The sequence below is a fragment of the Desulfitobacterium hafniense DCB-2 genome, assembly GCF_000021925.1.
Classification (GTDB): Bacteria; Bacillota; Desulfitobacteriia; order Desulfitobacteriales; family Desulfitobacteriaceae; genus Desulfitobacterium; species Desulfitobacterium hafniense.
On sequence record NC_011830.1, the window covers coordinates 4414203 to 4435096 of the forward strand.

At 42.0% G+C, this 20894-nt stretch carries 20 protein-coding genes; all 20 read right to left on the reverse strand.

Features of this window, described 5'->3' with window-relative positions:
- Window positions 1–17: 17 nt before the first annotated feature.
- Window positions 18–194, reverse strand: a complete 177-nt coding sequence (locus tag DHAF_RS25940; protein ID WP_158304535.1) for a hypothetical protein — start codon at window positions 192–194, stop codon at window positions 18–20.
- A 26-nt stretch (window positions 195–220) separates the two neighbouring features.
- Entirely contained in the window at window positions 221–400 is a 180-nt protein-coding gene (locus DHAF_RS20795; RefSeq protein ID WP_015945074.1) for an Rpn family recombination-promoting nuclease/putative transposase, read from the reverse strand.
- Between the two features lie 704 nt (window positions 401–1104).
- Window positions 1105–1641: a dTDP-4-dehydrorhamnose 3,5-epimerase gene (gene rfbC, locus DHAF_RS20800; protein WP_015945076.1), complete on the reverse strand. Its 537-nt coding sequence runs from the start codon at window positions 1639–1641 to the stop codon at window positions 1105–1107.
- Window positions 1642–1698: 57 nt separating this feature from the next.
- Entirely contained in the window at window positions 1699–2715 is a 1017-nt protein-coding gene (locus DHAF_RS20805) for a radical SAM/SPASM domain-containing protein (protein ID WP_015945077.1), read from the reverse strand.
- Between the two features lie 160 nt (window positions 2716–2875).
- On the reverse strand, window positions 2876–3910 hold the full coding sequence (locus DHAF_RS20810) for a radical SAM/SPASM domain-containing protein (protein WP_015945078.1): 1035 nt from the start codon (window positions 3908–3910) through the stop codon (window positions 2876–2878).
- Window positions 3907–5064: an FkbM family methyltransferase gene (locus tag DHAF_RS24795; protein ID WP_015945079.1), complete on the reverse strand. Its 1158-nt coding sequence runs from the start codon at window positions 5062–5064 to the stop codon at window positions 3907–3909. The genes DHAF_RS20810 and DHAF_RS24795 overlap by 4 nt, the downstream gene beginning before the upstream one ends.
- A gap of 16 nt (window positions 5065–5080) precedes the next feature.
- A complete protein-coding gene (locus tag DHAF_RS20820; protein WP_242659907.1) occupies window positions 5081–6115 on the reverse strand; it encodes a radical SAM/SPASM domain-containing protein in 1035 nt (344 codons plus the stop codon).
- The gene (locus DHAF_RS20825) at window positions 6112–7173 is read right to left on the reverse strand and encodes a glycosyltransferase family 4 protein (RefSeq protein WP_015945081.1); all 1062 of its coding nucleotides are present in this window, start codon (window positions 7171–7173) and stop codon (window positions 6112–6114) included. Before DHAF_RS20825 ends, DHAF_RS20820 begins: the two co-directional genes overlap by 4 nt.
- 79 nt (window positions 7174–7252) lie before the next feature.
- The gene (locus tag DHAF_RS20830; protein WP_015945082.1) at window positions 7253–9412 is read right to left on the reverse strand and encodes a haloacid dehalogenase; all 2160 of its coding nucleotides are present in this window, start codon (window positions 9410–9412) and stop codon (window positions 7253–7255) included.
- A gap of 14 nt (window positions 9413–9426) precedes the next feature.
- The gene (locus DHAF_RS20835) at window positions 9427–10749 is read right to left on the reverse strand and encodes a nucleoside-diphosphate sugar epimerase/dehydratase (protein ID WP_015945083.1); all 1323 of its coding nucleotides are present in this window, start codon (window positions 10747–10749) and stop codon (window positions 9427–9429) included.
- A gap of 22 nt (window positions 10750–10771) precedes the next feature.
- A complete protein-coding gene (locus tag DHAF_RS20840; RefSeq protein WP_015945084.1) occupies window positions 10772–11965 on the reverse strand; it encodes an FkbM family methyltransferase in 1194 nt (397 codons plus the stop codon).
- Window positions 11966–12040: 75 nt separating this feature from the next.
- Window positions 12041–13561, reverse strand: a complete 1521-nt coding sequence (locus tag DHAF_RS20845) for a glycosyltransferase (protein ID WP_015945085.1) — start codon at window positions 13559–13561, stop codon at window positions 12041–12043.
- 188 nt (window positions 13562–13749) lie between these two features.
- Window positions 13750–15072 (reverse strand): DUF6270 domain-containing protein, encoded by a 1323-nt coding sequence (locus DHAF_RS20850; RefSeq protein WP_015945086.1) that lies wholly within the window; start codon window positions 15070–15072, stop codon window positions 13750–13752.
- Window positions 15073–15109: 37 nt separating this feature from the next.
- Window positions 15110–16213, reverse strand: a complete 1104-nt coding sequence (locus DHAF_RS20855) for a radical SAM protein (RefSeq protein ID WP_015945087.1) — start codon at window positions 16211–16213, stop codon at window positions 15110–15112.
- A 144-nt stretch (window positions 16214–16357) separates the two neighbouring features.
- The gene (locus DHAF_RS20860) at window positions 16358–17245 is read right to left on the reverse strand and encodes an NAD-dependent epimerase/dehydratase family protein (RefSeq protein WP_015945088.1); all 888 of its coding nucleotides are present in this window, start codon (window positions 17243–17245) and stop codon (window positions 16358–16360) included.
- 69 nt (window positions 17246–17314) lie between these two features.
- The gene (locus tag DHAF_RS20865) at window positions 17315–18067 is read right to left on the reverse strand and encodes a cephalosporin hydroxylase family protein (RefSeq protein ID WP_015945089.1); all 753 of its coding nucleotides are present in this window, start codon (window positions 18065–18067) and stop codon (window positions 17315–17317) included.
- A 78-nt stretch (window positions 18068–18145) separates the two neighbouring features.
- Window positions 18146–18421 (reverse strand): CDP-glucose 4,6-dehydratase, encoded by a 276-nt coding sequence (locus DHAF_RS24800; RefSeq protein ID WP_049769585.1) that lies wholly within the window; start codon window positions 18419–18421, stop codon window positions 18146–18148.
- Window positions 18422–18526: 105 nt separating this feature from the next.
- Complete coding sequence (locus DHAF_RS25845; protein WP_148213296.1) at window positions 18527–18802, reverse strand: hypothetical protein; 276 nt, start codon at window positions 18800–18802, stop codon at window positions 18527–18529.
- Window positions 18803–18853: 51 nt separating this feature from the next.
- Entirely contained in the window at window positions 18854–20383 is a 1530-nt protein-coding gene (locus DHAF_RS20875) for an IS5-like element ISDha14 family transposase (RefSeq protein ID WP_015945090.1), read from the reverse strand.
- A gap of 112 nt (window positions 20384–20495) precedes the next feature.
- Window positions 20496–20867, reverse strand: coding sequence for a GDP-mannose 4,6-dehydratase (locus DHAF_RS20880; RefSeq protein WP_242659908.1), 372 nt, complete (start codon window positions 20865–20867; stop codon window positions 20496–20498).
- Window positions 20868–20894: the final 27 nt, after the last annotated feature.

Genomic DNA, 20894 nt, shown 5'->3' on the forward strand with positions numbered 1-20894 from the left:
GACCGCCAGTACCTCTGTTACCCCACCATTTCATTATACTTAGATACGATTAATTCGGCTATTCGGAGCTCTTTCATCTCCGCAACTAATTCATGGAAATCATCCCGGGTCAGGTCGGCTCTGATACTGAACAGATATCTCATCAGGGTCTCAAAATAGCCTATCCCTGTTTGGTGATCTTCAAGCTCACGCAAATACATCGCTGCTTTAAAGGTTGACTTTAATAGACTCTCATATCCCTTTTCCGGATATCCCTCATGATGATCATGACTATTATATTAATGACCTGGCCTTTTATTTCCTCACCCGTATACTCCGAAAGATCATAGAGCAAATATTTATAGTCGGGAATGAATCCCTGCACCTCCTGGGACAGTTCTTCATAACCTGCCAGCTTCATTATATCATATCTTCTGTCTCTTCAAACCTCTAAGTCAGCAGAAGACGGATTCCTTTTTCCACCTTCTTCCCCAAACCAATCCGGGGGAACTCAGGCAGCGAGCTGGAGGTGTGATTTAGTCGTGACACCCTGCCCTGATTACTTGGAGAATATTTGAACATCACCCTCCGCCCCTTATGAGCGGAGGGTAGTCGTTATTGGCTAGCTGTAACGGACTGTCCATTGCCCGCCTGATCGGAATGAACCGTACCCTATCACTTTTCTCCGCTCGGCTGATCGACCTTGTACCTGCGGATGTAAAAGAAACGCTAAGCGGCATAAAGCGGATTATTTCGTGACATGCAGCCTTACTGATTCTGCCGAATCGCCTGTTCCGGCCAATGTCTTGAAATTATTGAAGCCCATTGGGGCACGCTAACCATCACACCTAACAGAAAGATACATATTTTATACTAAGCGCATTATTAATGAAGATGTCCCAAATTCGAAACCGGTTTCGAATCTGACACGACCTATAACATGACTTCACCAACTATTGCTTGCTTTTACTTCTTCCTCGGCAGGCTAATGCCAGAGATATATACCAATGGTTTACGGTATGTGCCGAGTATTGATGCTTCCGCCTCATTCTCAACATCGTTCATATCGAAATCCCGCCTTATCCACATCTCTTGCCGGTACAGTCTCTTCAACACCCCTCACAATTACGAGTTGCTTATATACCTCCAATTTTTGTCCTTCTCACTCATGATATACGGAGGCATTATTGGCCATGCTATCTCAAATGCCGAATCGTCAAACCGGTATCCAACCTCTGTATCCGGGGTATAGTACTCTGTCACCAGATACAACACCTGCGCATTGTCCGTCATGGTTAAATACCCATGGGCACAACCTTTCGGAACATACAGACCCATTCCATTCTCCGCCGAGAGTGTCTCGCCAACCCATTGCAAATAGGTCGGTGAATCCTCGCGGACATCCACACACACATCAAATACCTCGCCTTGAACACAGGTCACCAGCTTATCTTCCGCCGCATTACCGGATTGAGAGTGCAATCCCCGCAATGTACCTTTGTTACGATTGGTTGATAGATTCATTTGGGAGATTTCACCGCATAGCCCAGCCGCTTCCAGTTCTCGGCGGCAGAACAGGCGTGAAAATGTCCCCCGTTCATCGGCAAACGGTTCACGTTTGACAAGATAAGCACCTGCTATTTTTGTTGCTGTAATTTTCATCGTATCGCTCTCCCCAGATTTTCATCTTATAACCGCCATGGAATATTATTTACTATCCTATCCAAATAATCTGCACAAAATTTCGTCTTTGCGATCATCCAGCGCATCCAAAGGATGGCTTACATCATCCGGTGCACAGCAGTTTGAACAACCGGTAATGATCTCCTTCTCACCGCGCAAATGCCTAATACGAAATTGTTTAAGCAGTTCACTATCCCACATTTCACGTAGGTTTGTATTATGGACATTGCCAAGAACACATGGTTTATAAATCGCGTCACAAGGTTGAACGTCACCATTTGGCCATACAGCAAGCGAAAAAAATGCAAGCGGGCAAACCGTTCTGGGCGGATGGGCGTTGCCATAACGATCATATCGCGTAAGATCACTCCCGTTACTGCTGTGAACATCAACCGCATGATACACAGGCTGAACATTCTCCACATACATGCGGTCGCAAATATTATTGAATAATTTATAGAACTCTTTTGCTCCGCCGATAGGCAGTGAAACATCCATAATTTTAACGAACAATCCCATATCTTTTTTCTTGTGGGTATAAAAATAGACCAGACGCTCCATAAAACGGTCAAAATCCAAGGCAACACCACAGATTTTCCTATACGATTCCATATCTAACCCCTGTAAAGACACGCGCAGGTTGGTAAGACCGGAGTCAATCAATTCATCCGCATATTCATGTGTCAGCATGCTAGCATTAGTAATAATCTCAATGCGTTGAGCAATCCCCGCCCGCGCTGCAAGGGAAATCATTTTCGGCAAATCCCTGTTTAACAGCGGTTCACCATGCCCCATAAAAGATAACAGCTTATACGGAGCAAACGCTTTGCTTTGTTCAACAATCAACTCCATAGTTTCCAAACTCATGAAACCCCTGTCCATCCCATAAGTTGCGGCAAGTGCTTCAGCACCAAGGCTTTGAGCACAATAAGAACATTTAAAATTGCAGGCATTTGTCGGAAATACATTCAACGTAAACGGCGAAACCAACGGTAATGCCTCGGCAAGCAGCACGCGATCTTCCGCACCGGAAATCGGCTTAATTTGCGCCATTTGACAACCTCCCTCCAGGCTCTAGCTAAATGATGGAAAAAACAATCCGCCTATGATTTCCACTCGCTTAACGTGCGAAAAATCTTTTTGAATACTGTTCATAATTTCTGTACTAATACTTGTTGTTATCGTAACATATACGACATCAATTCCATGATCACTAATCACGCCCTGAGATTCGACCATTTGTCCCATGGTTTTGCCCTTCTATCCGAAATATCCTTAACAATTGCGCGCGATATTCATCCAAATAGTCGCCTTGTTGCATACCGTAATCAGGAACAGTACAATTTTTGCACACAGGATTCGCGGCTCTGCCAAGAATTTGTGTTACCAATAATTCATTACGTTCTTCACTATTCCAAATTTCTAGTAAGGTCTTTTTCATTACATTGCCAAAAATAACAGGTGGCTGAATGGCGCAACATCCGGTTACATCACCATTTGGCAATACAACCAACATATAAAACGGCATCGCACAAATATCAACATGCATTGCCTTACCGTCTCCATGCTTTGTATTTTGCAATTCGCCGCTGAGTTCCTTATGATCTATCTGATCAATAAACGGGAACAGGTACTCAATTGCCGCCGTATCGCAAATCGAATCAAATATTGTGTGAAATTGTTTTGAACCAGTCGGATTATTCAATGCAATATCAATTATCTTGATAAAAGTATCTGTATGTTGTTTGTGCCGGAAGAAGTATTCCAGATAAGAAACAAACTCTGAAAAATTAATCTTAGTGCCACACACCCGCAGATAATCTTCTTCATTCAAACCTTGCAGCGAAATCCGCAAGCGATCAAGCTTGGCTTCAATTAACTTATCGGATAAGGAAGGCGTGAGCAGGCTCCCATTCGATACAATTTCGACACGCTCGGCGGCATTATGCAATTTGGCATAACTGATCATATCAGCAATCGCCGGGTGCGTTAAAGGTTCTCCATGCCCGGCAAAAATCATCGCCTTTACTTGTGAGGGAAATGCCTGTAGATCATCAACCGTTTTTTGGAAAATTTCCATTGGCATTGTTTGCTTCTTAAAACGCAATTTGTCCTGCTCTTCTTTGTCTAAACTGTGTATACAATATCTACACTTAAAATTACAATAATAAGAGGTAAACATATGCACGGCAAACGGTGTGGCAAGCGGTAAATGTTCAATCAAGGGAACGCGTACGGGAACTGTCATTGCTGTTTTCTCCTTTCCGTCACGTAAAGTACAGTTTCCATTGTACAGGAGCTGTGTGCGCGCAAATAAAAAAAATAATTCGGATTCCAGCGATGAAGAAGCAACGGAATCTCAAAATAATCGCTTATATTGTGATATATGCAAACGGCAAGATCGGGACGGGAGGTACGAATGACATTTTCCGCGCCATGCAATGCCGCAACTTCAGCACCTTCTATATCCATCTTAATAAATGTTGGCGCAAAGCCGACAAATACGTTATCCAGGCTGACAACTTGAACGCTGGTTTCACCTGATTCAGAAAGCGCGCTGGATCCTTCCGCAAGCATAATTGAAGCCATCTGGTTAGCTCCGCCTACCGCACAAGGATAGAGAAATGCCTGGGAAAGATTATGCCGTAACGCAGCAGCCGTACTTGCAAGCCGTCCGAAGCTTTCGCAATCCGGCTCAAATCCAACATAAGTCTCAACATTGCCAAATTTTTTCACCAGTTGCGTTAATGTATCTCCAATATACGCGCCACAATCTACGAACCGTGTAAATCCTTTAGCCAAAGGGACATCTTCCGTAAAATATTGACAACAATCCGTACTTTCCATGTAATCATCGTAATTGCGTAAAATATGAGCACGTAAATTACGCGCATAAACCTCACGACTTGCCCCATCGGCCAAAAGTTCCGCAGCGGCACAGATTTTTCCTGTCAACTCACTATCCGACCAATTTGCCTCATAACACGCTGCACTGAATGGCACTTCCCTGGCGCGGATAGATTGACCGTCAACCACTTGTGAAAAACCCAGTTTATTTAAGGATTGAAAAAGCGGCATCCTTTCCTCAAGCGTCAGCACAATCGACACAATAAGCAGCGAACGTTTTCGCTCTTCCTGACTAATATCCACTGAGTCCGGCGAATATACAGGAACGCCGTATAACATTTGTCCCGGTTGCGCTTTGCGGTCAAGAAAACCGCGTACCCTAATGCCATTTTGGGCAAGCAAGCGGAACATTTGGCGACCAAACGCACCCGCCCCATAGAGAAAGACAGGTATGTGAGCAATATCTGCGAGGAAACCTGCAAGCGTGAAGGGCTGGTTTTGCATTTTTTTCGATATTGCCGACATCAGTACCTGTTGTGTTTCAGCTAACTGCATACTATACCTCTTTCTTTCATTCTGGCAACCGCTTGAGCATTTCCTCGCGGCAATCGTCCAAACGTTCTGCCGGATCGGTAATACATACGACTGACGAACACTCCCGGCAAGCGGCAAACGTGCGGTAGCCATTTCGCAGATTGGTACGGAGCATACTGTTTCGTTTTTTCCCATCCCAGATTTCCTGCAAGGTATTTTCCTGAATATTTCCCATTGAGAAACCGGTAGGCAGCCCCGGAGTGGAGCAAGGAAAGGTATCGCCATCAATATTAATCTGAAAAAAATAAAACATAATACCGCACACTTGGCAAGGTTTAAAAGGTTCGCCGTTTAAATTCAGTGACCGATCTGTCTTACCGCCGTGATCCCCCATCTGATGCTCCATAACGACCAGATGTTCCACAAATATCGTATCGCAAATAGCGCTAAACATTTCAAAAAAACGCGCTTTCTCAGATTCATCCTCTAAATTCGCATCAATAATTTTAATAAAAATTTCAGTGTTTTTTTTATGCTTATACAGATACGCTATATTCTCAATATAGCTTCCTATATCTACCGATACACCGGCTATATTGCTGTACGCTTCGCTTGTTAAGCCCTGCACCGAGATTTGAATACGGTTTATCCCCGCATCAACCAGTTCGTCTGCCAGCCTGGGGGTAAACGCCAAACCATTCGTAATGATATCATTGCGTCCCGTAAAGCCCGCTTTCCGCAACCTTCTGGCCATCTCGCCAAGCTTTGGATTGGTCAGCGGTTCTCCCAACCCGGAAAACGTTACCCGTTTAGGCTGATCGGGAAACTTCATAATACCGTCAATTATTTTATCATATAATTCCATATCCATATGCGCAAGCTTAAACCCTGTTTTGGCAAGCGCACCTTCGCTATCGCCGCGAGTTGCGTGCATGCAATAAAAGCACCTCATATTACATATGCGTGTCGGCTCAATGTACATGCCAAACGGACCGCTAAGCGGTATAACATCCCGCAAATTTGTTCTGTTTGTGTCATAGGATGGTTTGATAACTGCCACGTACATCATCATTCCTTTCTTCTGAAGCTGTGAACGCGTTTTTCCATCTGTGCTACTAAGCTACAGGCGATATTGAACCTTTCAAAGTTCTCACTGGGCCGATAGGTCTGTATCGTACGTATGCGCCCAGCTTGTCCCATAAGTTTTCGCAGCGTTTCACTTTCGTACAATTCACGCATAATAGAGCCATATTCCTCAGGACTGCCAACCAAAAAACCCGAAACCCTATCCTCCAGCAAATACATTCCCAGAGGGTCGCGTGAAATCACGGTTGGGACAGCCGCTGCCATGGCTTCCAGGACTGCGTTTTCCGTTGTTGCAAATGTATGAGGGTGCAGCAAATAGCCGAAAACATCAAAAGTCCTCAAAAGTGCATCAACATTACTCACCCAGCCGGCTAAAGTAAAATACCGCTCCATACCGCACCGCAGAATATCACTCTGCAACTCAGTCGTTGTTTCGCCGGCGAGGATAAAATGGCAATTGGGGATCTGCCTAATAACTGAATTGCAATAATCAAGATAATCCGGCGGCAACTTTTTATAGCTTGGTGAGCCAACATAGCCTATGGTAAATCTATCTTGTATTAAAGCATAGTCATTTTTAGGCAACACAAGCTCCGGCTGGAAATCGCCACAGCCATATACAAGCGAGGCATTCCGACACCAATTAGGATTTTCCAATGTGAGTGGTGACGTCGCCAGGAGATAGTCACATTCGTTGATAAGCAGATCAGGAAGCGGCGGATCAAAATAGCCATTCTTGTGGCTCCACAGAACTACCCGGCATGGCACATCGGGAAATTCCTCCAAAAACGAATCCATGAGCTTGCCGCCCCACCAATTAAGTACAACTACATCTGCATCGGCAATGACCATCTGTATTTTATCGTATTCCACGACCTCAACACCCGCATTCCGGCACCGCACAATGTGGTTCAACTTCTGCGGTGTGTCAAGCAGTACAATGCGGTGGGTGTTCTCGCCAGACATTTTGCCTAATATCGCCATACCGCCAATTGCCTTACCTGCCCCATTGCCCATATGTGAGGCAATATGTACTATGTTCACTTTGCTGAAACTCACCTTTCATCATAAAACTCCGGTTAACATCCTCAGCTGACTCATGTCTTCCGATAAGTTTAAACTCTTAAAATAGATTTTGAACACCCGGATTGTAATAATCAGAAAAAACAAACATCCTTTTCACTTCATTCGAACAAATGTAATTGGCATTGGAAAACATTCCATAAAACTCATCAACCATTTTAATATCGAAGGTTCTTTCCAGCAAATTTTTATCTATTTCCACCATATCATCAATATATTGCTCAATACCTCGATGACATTCCTGAATCATTGAAAAGTTTCTTTCAATAATACCGGCATCAAAAATCGGGGCATTATTTTTATCAAATTTAATAAGCTGCTCATCCGGAGACGAAAAAACAACTTCCCCAAATAAATATTTTGCGGCTAAATTTGTTTCCCCAATATGAGGTGACGCCATTTCGGGGTAATACGAATAACTCTGCTGGGCTGATCCTAAAATACTTAAAGCATCATATTCTATTGCAAAATAATATCCAGTCAATTCATTGTCAATTAATAGTTTTCTTAAAAAGTGCTGTGTAACTCCGCGACCAACAAAATTAACTACACCGATCTTTTCAATCTTGCTAATATTTAAATTGCTTAGGTAATTTAAATAATTAGTTCGTTCGTTGTGAGCATTAATAAGTATCTTACTTTGATACTTATATAGAATATAATCAATAAGATCATCTTCAGACAGCTCATAATAATATTTCTCAGCAATCAAATCCTCCGCTTCAGCATATACGCCGAAAGCATGGAGTAAAAGTTGTCTAATTTTTATCTTTTTAGTCTTACAAAGGGTTTTTACAATGAACTCTACATCTTTTTTGGTTTTGAGCGCTGCTACGCTTGCAGCTCTTCTTGATATTAAAAAATAGATTCCCTGAGGCGCTTCCAAGTTATAATGATCCACCAATTTGCGGTAAATCTTTTCAAGAATATAACCATCGCGCGCAAAAAACAACAATTTATCAATGCCGTTTTTCTTAGCCATTCTGATCAGCCATAAAATAAAACCCAAAACCAGGGGCCCAAAAGATACATAGCCTAAGTCGAATGCGTTATCGATTGCGAATCTGCCTTTACCTTTATTAATGGCAAAGGGGCTATTTAAAAAACGACCGGCAAACTGACCTAGCATTACACAGTCATTGATGCTCTGTGCTTTAACGAGTACAGAGTTTAATACTGACATTGACATTAGATCATAGGCACTCTTCACTTCGAATGTACTGATATTATATTTCCGTGGCATATCAATATCGGACTGCCGGTTATCTCCTATATGCAAGATGCTTTTTCCACTATATATTTCTTTTACATATTCCCATAGGGTGCCCGAAGTCTTAGACATTTTTAATTCACAAGAGATAAACAGATTTTCATAGCCTGCTATTTGATGCATTTTAAGCAGCTTCTTAATTGCGGCGCTATTCCAATACATGTCCGTTGTAATACAAATCTTCTTTTTCTTATTTACTGCATAATTAAAACATTCGGTTAAGGCATGTCTTGGCGTACAATATTTTAACTCAAATTCATATTCCATAGATTTGATCTGATCGATTACCTCGTCTGTAAGGCACAACGTTTCTTGAAGCCTGTTGTATATCTGCTCCATGGTAAAATGTCGATCTATATTGGCGAAGCAGTATTTTTCCGCTTCTATCCTACAAATCTTAAAGTTGATATGTATATTAAATCGTTCAGCCAATTCACGTTCTATTAAATCAAAAATATTTGCCGGCATTAAGATTCTTCGCATTATCAAAGTATCAAATAAATCAAACGATATCACATCATGTTTGTCTATCGCTGATTTAAGCTTTTCGAGTGTTCTATCCCAATAATCATTATCCATTGTGGCAGGATTAGGCTCCGGCCGCTTACCATTTATATAAAGAATCTCTATTCCATGCTGGCAAAGGAAAGCAATCCTTTGATAAATTATGCTGCTGACAGAGATATTGGCAACGATAATGATCAATTCAACGTCCTTTATAGCATCATCGTATGATAAAACATTATAGCCGTAGACGATATTGCCAACGGCATCTTTATCCATCAAACCTACAATATCATAGCCACTAATATGTTCTAATAGCAGTTTTGTTTTTTCACCTATACCATAGAGAGCGATTCGTTGTTTCTTGTATTGGGAAAAATTATCTTCGAAAGCAATTAAAAACCGGCTCTCTGCTAAGCTTAGCATAATTATATTCCTTCCTATATCTGTTCCCCCGCAGGTATTTCGTTTGCGGTGCCGGCATTTATTTTGCACATCCGGCAAGCATTAATATATGATAACGAACTAAATTGATCTAGTTTGCTCGCTAATTCACCGGCATTAAAATCATGTATTTTTATGTGTTCTTCTTCCCCCAAGGATAATTTCCCTGCTGTGACTCCCGCATACTGATGAGGGCATTTATATAAAATACCGTTATGCAGTCTGGAGCAAATAGAAATAAAACAATTGGCAAAGCCTTTTTCCAGTTCTTCAATTGCCGCATCTCTTTTATCAAAAGGGGTAAAATCCACCCAGTTAGTACTTGAAATATACATATAATCAATCTCATGGCTCTTTAATTGTTCCATTGTACTTCTGATTCTTGTTCTTAATCTTTCCGAAACGGTATCCGTATAATTTGAAACCTGCAAGGTTATTCTTGGATGCTTTAATAATGCACATATTTTTTCATTAGGAACAACAGTCCCGTTAGTAAACAAACGAATACAACCTACATTAGGAATTTTTAAAACTTCCTGCAACAGCTCTTCTAACTCCGGATATAAAAGTGGTTCACCGCCAATAAACTCGAGCAATGCGACAAACTCACATGATTCTACTACCTTTTTTATGTCATTTAATACCGTAGCTTTTTCCACAAAATGCGGATTTTCTTGGTACGGAACAAGTTCGCAGCAGGCTTTACACTTCAACGTACAATACTGACCTAAGATATAACCTAATTTTAGATAACTTTTGCTATAAGCCTGGCTCGCATTGGGAATTACAGGACAAGCCGGGGAAATCCTGCGCAGGTAATCATGAAATATATTACACCCCCGTTCTTCGGCGCCACAACTTAAACAATCTACTATATCGAAGCTTTCTTTATCTTTATTCTTCGCTAAGCATTTACTATATCGTAAAATATGCGCTATTTCATGACCGTATTTTATAATATTAGCATTACTATTTAATTGCTTAATACCTATAACTGCACTATTTATTATGCTTTTAGAATTAATAGCAATAATAATAACATGATTAGCCGGCAATGATGACAGCTTGTCCAGACCATATACATTAACGCCACAAACACCGGTTATTTTCTCTGCACCTCTATCAATAAAATACCCTATATTTATTTCATGTGCTTTTAATACTCTATATAAAGTAGCCCCTAAAGAACCCGCGCCATATATTATAATTTTTTTATCTTTCAACAGCTCTTTTACTAATATGACTGATTCAGATAGATAGTTCTCATCTTCTAAAATATTTAGATATTTTCCCATTAACTTGTTGAATTGATCCAGCATATTCCCCACCCTTTTTAAGTTCTTATAGCGTAGCGTATAAAACTGTTTCCCAAGTATTTAGATGATGACTGCGCAAATAGAATTGATAATTTGGCACTAATTCATAAAGCAATAACGGTATCTCCCATAAGTCAGCAACCTTGTGGTATACACAAATCGCCAAATCCGGCTCTGCGTTTACAATTATCTTTTGACATCCCTTTATCGCATCTATTTCGCTTCCTTCAATATCCATTTTTATCATAGTTGGCACAATATTATTTTCCATCAATACGTCATCAAGCCGAACGATTTTTATCTTATCCGTTTCTAAAATCTCATAACCCAGGTCAACTTCTTTGCTTTCTTCCAAATCACAATAGCTTAACCCTGAAGCTCTTATATTAAAGTTAACTTCATTAGTTTCTTTTCCGACTCCTAAGGGAAATGTCATATATTTTTCTTTTATTTTTCCTTTTAATTCATCTACAGTTTTTGACAAGTCATCATAAATCTTTATATTTGCTTCAAAAGCATAGTATTCATCACAATTATAATAGTTTAGTAATTTTACTAAAGAATCGCCGTTCATTGCTCCACAATCAACAAACCGTGAATATCCTTTCTTCAATGGAACATCAGGTTTAAAATATTGTATTGTATTATAGCTATTCACTGTCAAATCGTAATCAAACGTCCTATGCGCACGTAAATTACTTGCAAAAACACTTCTGCTATGATCATCTTGTAACAAGTCTAATGCTCGAAGTATCCTTGTTTCACCCGAGTTTGACAGTTCTATATCGATAGCCTCCAAGCTGAACGGTTGCGGAACACAAAGTGAGGACAGATGTGAATAACCAAATGATATGTTTTCATAGCCTAAATGCTTTAAATACTCTATAATCTCTTGACGTTTATGCCATTCATCAGGGTAAAAACTAATAGCAATAAAAACATTTGCTTTTTTTCTAATACTGGCATCCAAAATATTATCGTCAGGCAAATACACAGGAATATCCAATACCAATTGACCGGGAATCGCCATCCTATCTAAAAAAGCATATATGATAATACCTTTTTCTTTAAATATTTTGCCTGTATGTTTTCCAACATTACCGGCTCCGTAAATAATAACAGGTTCATTGACATCAATATATTTACTTAAATCATAAGAATAACATTGCGGCATGTTTAACGTTTCGAGAACATGTCTCTTCGCTTCAAGCTTGTTCATAAATTACGCGCTCCTCATCATACGATTTAACAATATGCTAATTAATCTTTATGAACCCCATAGCTTTAAACATAGCTACTTCCTGATAACCTTTATACAATAATCCTTGATGCATAACCGATTCAGCGTTGCCTGATCAGCATTTGGATTAGCCGCCTTTAGCTTATTCATCAGGAATTCTTGATCAGCAACGGATATACTTTCCAATTCACCAGCAACAGTACAATCAACAGCACCGAAAAGTTTCAGACACGCCAAGACCTCGTTCAACGGTGTGCTCGCAGGCAAATCAGGATCAGACGCCACCTCCATACCGATAGAGCGCAAAAACGCACGATAATCATCGGTGTTGCGGACCTTAAAAAGTAACAGCCCTCCCGGCTTTAAGAAATCGTATAAATTTTGTAAAAGTCTAACCGGCAGGGGATAGGTATTAACCGGCTCGCCGAGTACAACAAGATCAAATGTCCCATTGGCATAATGCTGCTGGATAAAATCAATCCTGTCACATTGGACTTCACTGCACACCGTTTGCAGATCAAGATAATACTTGGCCGCCGTGGTAAAGGCATATGATGCAACGTCGGTAATCCCACGCCGTTTCAGGCGATTGCGTATCTCCAAGGCCGGAGCGCCACAACGTACGTCAACAGTCAGTGCTTTTACCGCTCTTGGTATTTTTGCCGTATCAAGCTGCGCAAGCAGCGTCAGTTCGAAGTTGTTTATATCATCCCACGGATCGATACCATAATATTTTTTGCGGTAAACGGCTCGTCCGTGCTCTAAGCTTGCCTGGAATGCCACCGGATCTTTATCCTCCAGATTGCGAAAATCATGATCATGACAAATCCACGTATCGCGGCAGAGGACAAGTTTATAGCCCATGCGCCGTATGCGGGCGCAAAGATCATCTTCAATAAAATCATAGAAATAGGCGGCATCATTTATCCCAACATTGTCTAAAACATCCCGTAAGAAAACGTTAATTACACTGATGAGCCGGAGGCGTTCCTCCCATTTTGCCGGATCACTTTGATTGAATGCAGCTGCCTTTTTCTGCATATCATCAAAATCAGAAAAGCCAAGATCAACTTCCTGTAAATTGGACACATTAGAAGAAACAGGCTCAACAAAACCAATCTTCGGGTCAGATTGATAACACTTCAGCAGATTGCTTAGCCAATTCTGAGTTACATAAATATCATTAGATATATTGACAATATATTTTCCTTTTAGAATATTAATATAATATTTAAACGGCAACGTTGCTCCCTTATTTTGCGTCATACGGATAATCGTCTTATTTTCATATGGCACCGACTGGAAAAAGTCCAACGTCCCGTCATCACTGCCATTATCAACCAATATGAGCTCGTAGTCCACGTCCCGGGTATATTTTAGGATACATTCCACACAGTATTTAGTCTTATGCAGACGGTTATATCCCGTCACGACAATAGAACATGTCGGTACATCTGGTGCATCATACATATAATAGGCTCTTTTACGGTTTTTCCACATATCATCAGATGGCGAGGGCGGTATCAGGGCGTCTGTATTAATGACAATTGGCTCTTTATAATAGTCGCTTTTCACTTGTTTGATTCCCCCATATCCTTAAGTCCATTCATTATTTGATAAACACTTCTTATCCCCTATTATCTGCAAAACTCATTTCAGAAAAAGTGCAAATCATAAATCCTACCTCCTTATCGCTTTGAATCTGTTAAGCGAAATCAATAACTTAACACTTTCAACAGCGCAAAGACACCACCCTAATCTTCCTATAGACTTTCTCTGTTGTTACCAACATTTCGCAATTGTAAAAACTTAAGCTCGTTATCTTTATCATTAAGAGCGCTGTAATAGTGTTGGCTGTATAATAATACCTCATCATTATAAAAATCTTTAATACGTAAACAACTTAATATTGTTATCCATTGCAAATCACCAGAATCAAATGCTTGATGAAAGCTGGTCAATAATTGCTTGACATCCATGGACAAAAGCTTGTATTTGTTATTTAAAAAAGCAACCACGTCGGAACATAATGCATTGATAGGTTCCATTTTATTGAGTGTTTCTATTAGCGTTTTAATTTCGTCGATTTCAAGGTCAAATTGACTCATGAAAGATGCCCGGCTGAGTTGTCCATACACAAAAGAAATAAATTTTCTGTTATCTACGATCTCATCAACAGAAAACGTCCTGAAGATTTCATCAACAAATTCACTGCTGGAAAATAGATTGGGCAATTTGCTAAGCAGATTTTTTAATTCAAAATCCTCAAAATCATCATCAAGCATGCAGCTTAAAATCGCGGGCAAGATACAATCATAATATTTTGTTTTCGGGTGATCATTTATGATATATTGCATTATCACCCATGATGTATCGATATATGCTCTTTGATAATGAACCGGGGTAACATCATGATTATACGTGTAATCTGCAATGAAGTATTTAGATACATCAATAATGTACGGCTCATATTTACTTATAATATAATCTTCAATATTCCTTATTTTTTCATTATACTTTGCATTCCCAAAAAACAATTTATTATCGGGAATTAACTTTATTCTTTTGTTGCTGTCAATATAGCTATCACAGCAAGTCAATCTTACTAAGACAATATTGTCCTTATATTTCAACTTGATATTTTGCCAGTATAAATCAACATAGCTATACCAAATAAAATCAGGCAATTCCAGAATATTACACGAACCAAACTGGTTCGCGTTGTTTTTGTAAAATGAACTGTTATAAAATGTATAATCATATGTTGAAAAAGTCGTCTGCTTGTATATAGCTACGTCTTGGCAAAAATCAAAAAGGTCAATCACTAAAAACTGAGAATTTGAATCCAACAGCATGGGAATTGTTTGTTTTTCTAGTGCATATCTTAAGCAGCGAAATTGATAATCCGAATAATTCATTTCATTCTTATCCAATACATCGATGCTGAAATCGACAGGAGGCATTATACAAGACACGATATTGTTCCTTGCAAAATAAAGATTTACATCTGCATGCTTATTGTCAGGATGATTAAATATGTCCCTGCTGACACAAGAGCCATGAACATCCACCTTAGTCTTTTCCATCACTAACCTCTCAAATATCCAAGTCTTACGAAATTCTCTATTTCTCCCACTTTGGTGAAAATTCCGTGTCTATCTGAATAAAAGCATGTTCCTTATTCCAGTTTGCGAAAGACGACTGATAACAACGTCCACAACTGGGACACATCTTACCCGGAACGTTGACCTGTGCTCTCCACTCCTGATATTCTCGACTATTCCACATTGATTCAAAATCAGGGTATTGGTCGATATGAAAAAGCTTTTCTGGCGATGACATGCAGGCTCTGACATAGCCATCCGAACCAAGAAAAAAGTCACGCCACGCAGTAAAACACGGTTTATGCGCCGCGTCTCCGGCCGGATCTTCTCCGCGCTGATGAGGCAGCTTTAACAAGATTCCGAGTTTTGCCGCCCGCTCCTCGGCTTGTCCGAAGCAATAACGCACTAAATCCATATCATCAAATAATGTCTCTTCAAGCAGATTCTCACTGAACGCGGTTAGAAACACACCTTTGACTTCATTCAACCCTAACTCGGCAGCGAGATCAACCATGTCCGGTAGTTGTCTTATATTCGATTTCATCATTGTCATAACGAAATTAATATGCGGAAAATTCAACCCACGCAAAGCTTTTTCATTCGTTATGGCTTTCAACCCTTCAATCACCTTTTGGTAGTTCAATCCGCGCCGCAAAAATTCATTTGTTTTGGCATCCGCTCCATCCATGCTTACGGCAAAAACATCCACTTCATAATCGAAAATCGCATCCTTCAACACATCAAGCCGCATGCCATTGGTACAAAAATATTTGCGTATTCCGCGTTCATGTAAATATTGAAGCATCTCCTTAAATTGGGGGTGAATAGTTGGCTCACCCCATCCCATCAACGTGACTTCCTCAATATCACTCATAATTGGCTCAAACTTCTTAAACCATTCAGAATTAAACCGTGTCAGTTCAAAGGTTGCCGAGTTTCTCCCGCACATCAAGCAATTCAAATTGCATGCATTTGTCAGCTCAAATACCAGTCTCTGAGGTTTACTTGTCAAAACTGTCGCACCGTTCTTCATTTCCTGACGGTTATGTTCCGAGTTAGCCAAGCGCCGACCGGTTAATGGACGGATTTGAATTAAGTTGTTTGTTTTTGCCCGGATCGCCATTTATATCACTTCCCAGTTAAAATATGAGTAGCAAAAGAATCTCCCACTCCCAAAAAAGAGGCCCGCCGATTATACACACATTTCTACGCTATAGCCGCTCAATCTCATAAACCAGCAACAATAACTGGTATACCCTCTTGCTTTTTAAGCATCCAAGCACTTCCTTATCCCCTCTGCCAAGCTGACTTTTGCTTCCCAATCGGGCAGCGTAGGACCGACATATGGTTCCATAACTTCTCTGCTCCGGTATGGCCGCTCACCCCAGCCGATATTCATCCGTTTGCCGCTGATCGTTTCATACAAAGCCGCCACTTCCCGCAAGGAGTAAAGCCGCTCAGGGGCAACTGTGTAGGACAGCATTTCGCAATCCGTTAAGTCTTCAACATATTGTCCCGCGATCAAAAAGGCGTCCACCACATCGTCAATATAAACAAGTCCCAACCGCTGCTCACCGGGAGACATGTTAAGCCGTTCCCCGCTCAAACTTATACGCTTAAACAACGTAAATATTTTGGTTCTTGGATCATTTGGCCCATAAGTATCAATAAGCTTTAACGTAATCATCTTCAACAAACCGGTCCGGACATAATAAGCGGCCAGTGTTTCAAATGCCTGCTTGGTTGCCGCGTACAGATTAACCGGATTATAGGCTTCCTGTTCAAAATGCTGCCAGGCGGTCCCGGTATTAACCAGTTGTTGAACCCCTGTTACCGCCATAGCCTCCAAAAGCTGTACACCAAATAGCAGGTTGCTGTCCATCAATTCATTTATATCCTGACTCTCATGCTCAGCCACAAACTTAGCAGCCAGATGAAACACCACCTCAGGCTGTGCCGCTTGAAAAATTTCTATCATTCCTGCGGTTGTGCCGTCATGCTGGTGAATCACCACCGGGGAATCACTGATAGCAGATTGTTCTACATGGGAACGGTCACGGGTAACGACATGCACTTCCAGATTATTTTTCAGCAAACGTTTTACCAGATTTGATCCAATAAAGCCAGTCGCTCCGGTCACAAGAACCTTATTCATCTCATTTCAACCTCGCAATTGCAGTACATGTTTATATTCCTTGAGCCACGCACTCTCCACTGTCCATAATCATTTAACTCGTAAAAGCCATCCTCCTGGATTAGAAGTAATCAACGATTGTTCGTCATATGTCTTATCACATACAAATTCGTCATGCTCACTAAGCCACTGTTTTGCCGCCGTATAGGGGTTGTTGCCCTTACCCCACGGCCGGTCATTACGGGTGTCACCAAAAACCTCGATGCAAGTATCACAAACCAGCGCATAAGATCCAACAGTAACCAATTGACCGTAAATATTTAACTCATCATAAACATGCTGATGGCTGTGGTTGGAATCTAACACAACCATAATCGCACGATGCCGTGACGCAATTTCGCGGACTTGTTCAGCTATTTTAGAATCAGTTGACGAGCCGTCAAATACTGTGATGCGCTTATACATTGGGTGTGCTTCAAGTGCTGTGCGATTCTGCGACCGCAGTTCTATATCAATAGCTACAACTTCTCTGGGAATCTCACATCCCGCGTATATATCTAGAAGTTCCAACATTGATGAAAAAAAGACTGCACTGCCACCATGAGCAATACCCGTTTCTATAATAAGATCTGGGGCAACCTTCATAATAACTTCCTGCATGGCTACTATATCCTGAGGAAGCTGAATAATCGGACGTCCCATCCACGTGTAATGGTTGACATACTGATACGGGCCTACCGCTTCCATAAATTTCTTTGCGGTATGGCTGGGCGCAGTGTCAATATTCATCTTGCGAATATTTTCTGCCTTATCTCTTATGTATTGTGCTTCATAATCAATCATTTGTATTTGCTCCTCTCCAGAATAAACAAAGTTCTTAATAGGCTATCATTTTACGTGGCGACTTTTTTTAATAAACTTTTACATGACAATACACTCGCATTCCCTGATCTGTTCCACAGTAAAGGAAAACATATTACCAGATGGCTCTTTATAGTGCCTTTTGTACCACGCAACCGTCCTCTCGATTGCCTCACGGCAGGAAAAGACCGGATGCCAATTAAGATATACCTCGGCCTTGCTAATATCAAGCTTCAGCAAAGTCGCTTCATGAAGCTGCCTGACAGTTTCTTTTTCTATCCTTCCCGCTCCCCATTCGGCGATTGCCAGCTTGAAAATCTCTTCTACCGCCAACACATCAGTATCTCTTGGGCCGAAATTCCATGCACCGCTGTACTTTTCCGGCTCAGCCGAAAGTAATGCTCCCAGCAGCAGATAACCGGACAGTGGCTCCAGTACATGCTACCAAGGACGGGTAGCATGCGGATTTCTGATCCGAATCGGCTGATCTTCCACAACTGCTCGAACAAAATCAGGCAACAGGCGATCCTCCGCCCAATCACCGCCGCCAATGACATTTCCTGCTCCGACCATGGCCAGACTTACTCCGCTGTTCAAAAAAACTATTGCGAAAGACGGAGACGACCAGTTCCGTACAACCTTTGCTGGCACTATAGGGGTCATAACCGCCCAGGGGGTCGGTTTCCCGATAGCCGTAGACCCACTCCCGGTTTTCATAGCATTTGTCAGATGTAATTAGGGCTTGCCAACCAAACCCCTATCTTCGTTTCATCCAGCAATTGGCGAAAAAGCCATGCCTAAAAAGCATCTCCTCCAAAATTGGACAAAAAGAACTCTGAGCTTGCGCTCTAAGTTCATGATAAAGAATTGCATGCTGATCATGCATTCTGCCGTTTCTTTGAGTTTGGCATAAATGCGGTTCAATCCATAGTTCCTCTTGCCTTCTCCGAATTTTCCTTCTACGGCATTGCGCAGCTTGGCATCCATTCGTTGCAGCTGTTTCTCGATTTTCTTCAACGCCTCACCCGATGGCCTTCCCAGCTTAGGCCCACTGAGTCTGATGGTGTGCTTTTTGCAGTAAGCCAGGTTGTTACGGTTGCGATAGATCCGATCCGCCAGGACGGCTTCCGGATAACAGCCGTTTCTTGCTTTGTAGCGTTCTACGCTTTCCATCAGAGTGTCGGCTTCGTTAAACGCATCCCAGGATAACTTCTCTATGCGGCACATGCCCTTTTCGATGCTGATGGCTACTTTGGCCCCAAATTCTACTTTGGCACCGGCCTTGCCTCTTACTATCGGTCGGACATGGTCTTGGTAAAGGCTGACGATTCGAGCCGGGATCTGATGCCGCTTGGTTTTATACATGCTTTCCTGCTGTGTGACGAGGGTCCGTAGGGTTTCTAACAGCCTGACGTGTCGGTTGCTTAAGAGGTCCTCATCTGCAGAACGTCCGTTGAGCATGCGCTCCACGTGCCGAAGGTTGCGCTTGCAATACTGCAGTTGTTGCTTGATGCCTTTTCTCAGCTGGTTTTTTCTCGGGCTTTTCTGCTTGGATAGGTTAAGATACGCTTTCCTCGCTTTTTGACGATAGGTTCTGGGTCTCTTCGCTGCTCTACCCCTGGCCTGATGCAGGGTGTCAATCATCTCATCCAGCTTCTCCCGGGCTTCGTTAAGCAGCCCCAGGTCTGTAGGGTATTTGATGTCTGCCGGGGTACACGTGGCGTCGAGGATCAAGATTCCTTGATTGGGCTTGGTTTCTTCTGCGGCAGCGTCAGCCGATGATTCATCTTCCGTGAACTGGCCTTGTGAACCTCCCGGATCCTGCGGGTCATGATGATCATGATCCTCCTCATCATCTGTTCGGTCTGTTGGAGCCTGAGTCTCAGCGGCTTGGGCAGCTTGCTCGGACAAGAGAATGCGTTCGTTGATGCGCATCATCCGTTCTTTTTTGAAACGCTTACGAAACTTCACCAAGGCGGCTGGCGTAAGCGGCCGCGTCAGCTGGAACTCTTTAAGCCCGATGAAGTACTGCAGGTATGGATTCTCTGTGAGTTGTTGCACTGTTTCCCGGTCGGTATAACCGCAACGAGCCTGAATAATTAACGTACCTAAGGCCATGCGGACGGGTTTGGCTACATTGCCCCGGTCGCTGGGGAACATGAAAGCATAGTCCTCCTCAAATTCATCCCAGGGGATGAGCGAAGCCAGCTGGACCCAACGGTTCTTGGCGTCTAGCTTTCCTGCAAAAGGCAGAATGAAATCATCTATAGTAAGCTGAGGACTCGGTTTACGGTACATGGTTTTACCTCCAAGTGCACGGTTTTTTTAAGCAAAATGGCTATTTCCTTGGACTTAGAATTCGACCAATAAGCCCGCAAACCCTTGTGAATCCAGGGAAAAGCTTGATTTTTTATGGGATGAAGCAAGCCCTAATTACCACGATGGACTGGACCGTCTCCGTGCTCCTGGCTGCCTCCAATACATTAACGGTGCCCATGACATTGGTCTCAAATGTCTCCTTAGGCTCAAGATACGAATAACGCACCAGCGGCTGAGCCGCTAAATGAAAGACGATATCCGGCTTATAGGTTCTAAATGCTGCCATCAAGGCAGCCTCATCGCGAACATCGTCTTCGATACTGATGATATGCTTATCTATACTGCAAGTGCGAAACATGGCCGGCTCCGACGGCGGTTTAAGAGCATACCCGACAACTTTTGCTCCCAGAGTTGTCAGCCATATCGAAAGCCAGGAGCCTTTAAAACCGCTACAGCCTGTCACTAATACCGTCCGCCCAGAATAGGCTTT

What these genes read in the sequence shown, in the direction of transcription:
- DHAF_RS20795 (WP_015945074.1), bottom strand. Translation starts at nt 400, where the DNA reads ATGAAGCTGGCAGGTTATGAAGAACTGTCCCAGGAGGTGCAGGGATTC.
- rfbC (WP_015945076.1), bottom strand. Translation starts at nt 1,641, where the DNA reads ATGAAAATTACAGCAACAAAAATAGCAGGTGCTTATCTTGTCAAACGT.
- DHAF_RS20805 (WP_015945077.1), bottom strand. Translation starts at nt 2,715, where the DNA reads ATGGCGCAAATTAAGCCGATTTCCGGTGCGGAAGATCGCGTGCTGCTT.
- DHAF_RS20810 (WP_015945078.1), bottom strand. Translation starts at nt 3,910, where the DNA reads ATGACAGTTCCCGTACGCGTTCCCTTGATTGAACATTTACCGCTTGCC.
- DHAF_RS24795 (WP_015945079.1), bottom strand. Translation starts at nt 5,064, where the DNA reads ATGCAGTTAGCTGAAACACAACAGGTACTGATGTCGGCAATATCGAAA.
- DHAF_RS20820 (WP_242659907.1), bottom strand. Translation starts at nt 6,115, where the DNA reads ATGATGATGTACGTGGCAGTTATCAAACCATCCTATGACACAAACAGA.
- DHAF_RS20830 (WP_015945082.1), bottom strand. Translation starts at nt 9,412, where the DNA reads ATGCTAAGCTTAGCAGAGAGCCGGTTTTTAATTGCTTTCGAAGATAAT.
- DHAF_RS20835 (WP_015945083.1), bottom strand. Translation starts at nt 10,749, where the DNA reads ATGCTGGATCAATTCAACAAGTTAATGGGAAAATATCTAAATATTTTA.
- DHAF_RS20840 (WP_015945084.1), bottom strand. Translation starts at nt 11,965, where the DNA reads ATGAACAAGCTTGAAGCGAAGAGACATGTTCTCGAAACGTTAAACATG.
- DHAF_RS20850 (WP_015945086.1), bottom strand. Translation starts at nt 15,072, where the DNA reads ATGGAAAAGACTAAGGTGGATGTTCATGGCTCTTGTGTCAGCAGGGAC.
- DHAF_RS20855 (WP_015945087.1), bottom strand. Translation starts at nt 16,213, where the DNA reads ATGGCGATCCGGGCAAAAACAAACAACTTAATTCAAATCCGTCCATTA.
- DHAF_RS20860 (WP_015945088.1), bottom strand. Translation starts at nt 17,245, where the DNA reads ATGAATAAGGTTCTTGTGACCGGAGCGACTGGCTTTATTGGATCAAAT.
- DHAF_RS20865 (WP_015945089.1), bottom strand. Translation starts at nt 18,067, where the DNA reads ATGATTGATTATGAAGCACAATACATAAGAGATAAGGCAGAAAATATT.
- DHAF_RS25845 (WP_148213296.1), bottom strand. Translation starts at nt 18,802, where the DNA reads ATGAAAACCGGGAGTGGGTCTACGGCTATCGGGAAACCGACCCCCTGG.
- DHAF_RS20875 (WP_015945090.1), bottom strand. Translation starts at nt 20,383, where the DNA reads ATGTACCGTAAACCGAGTCCTCAGCTTACTATAGATGATTTCATTCTG.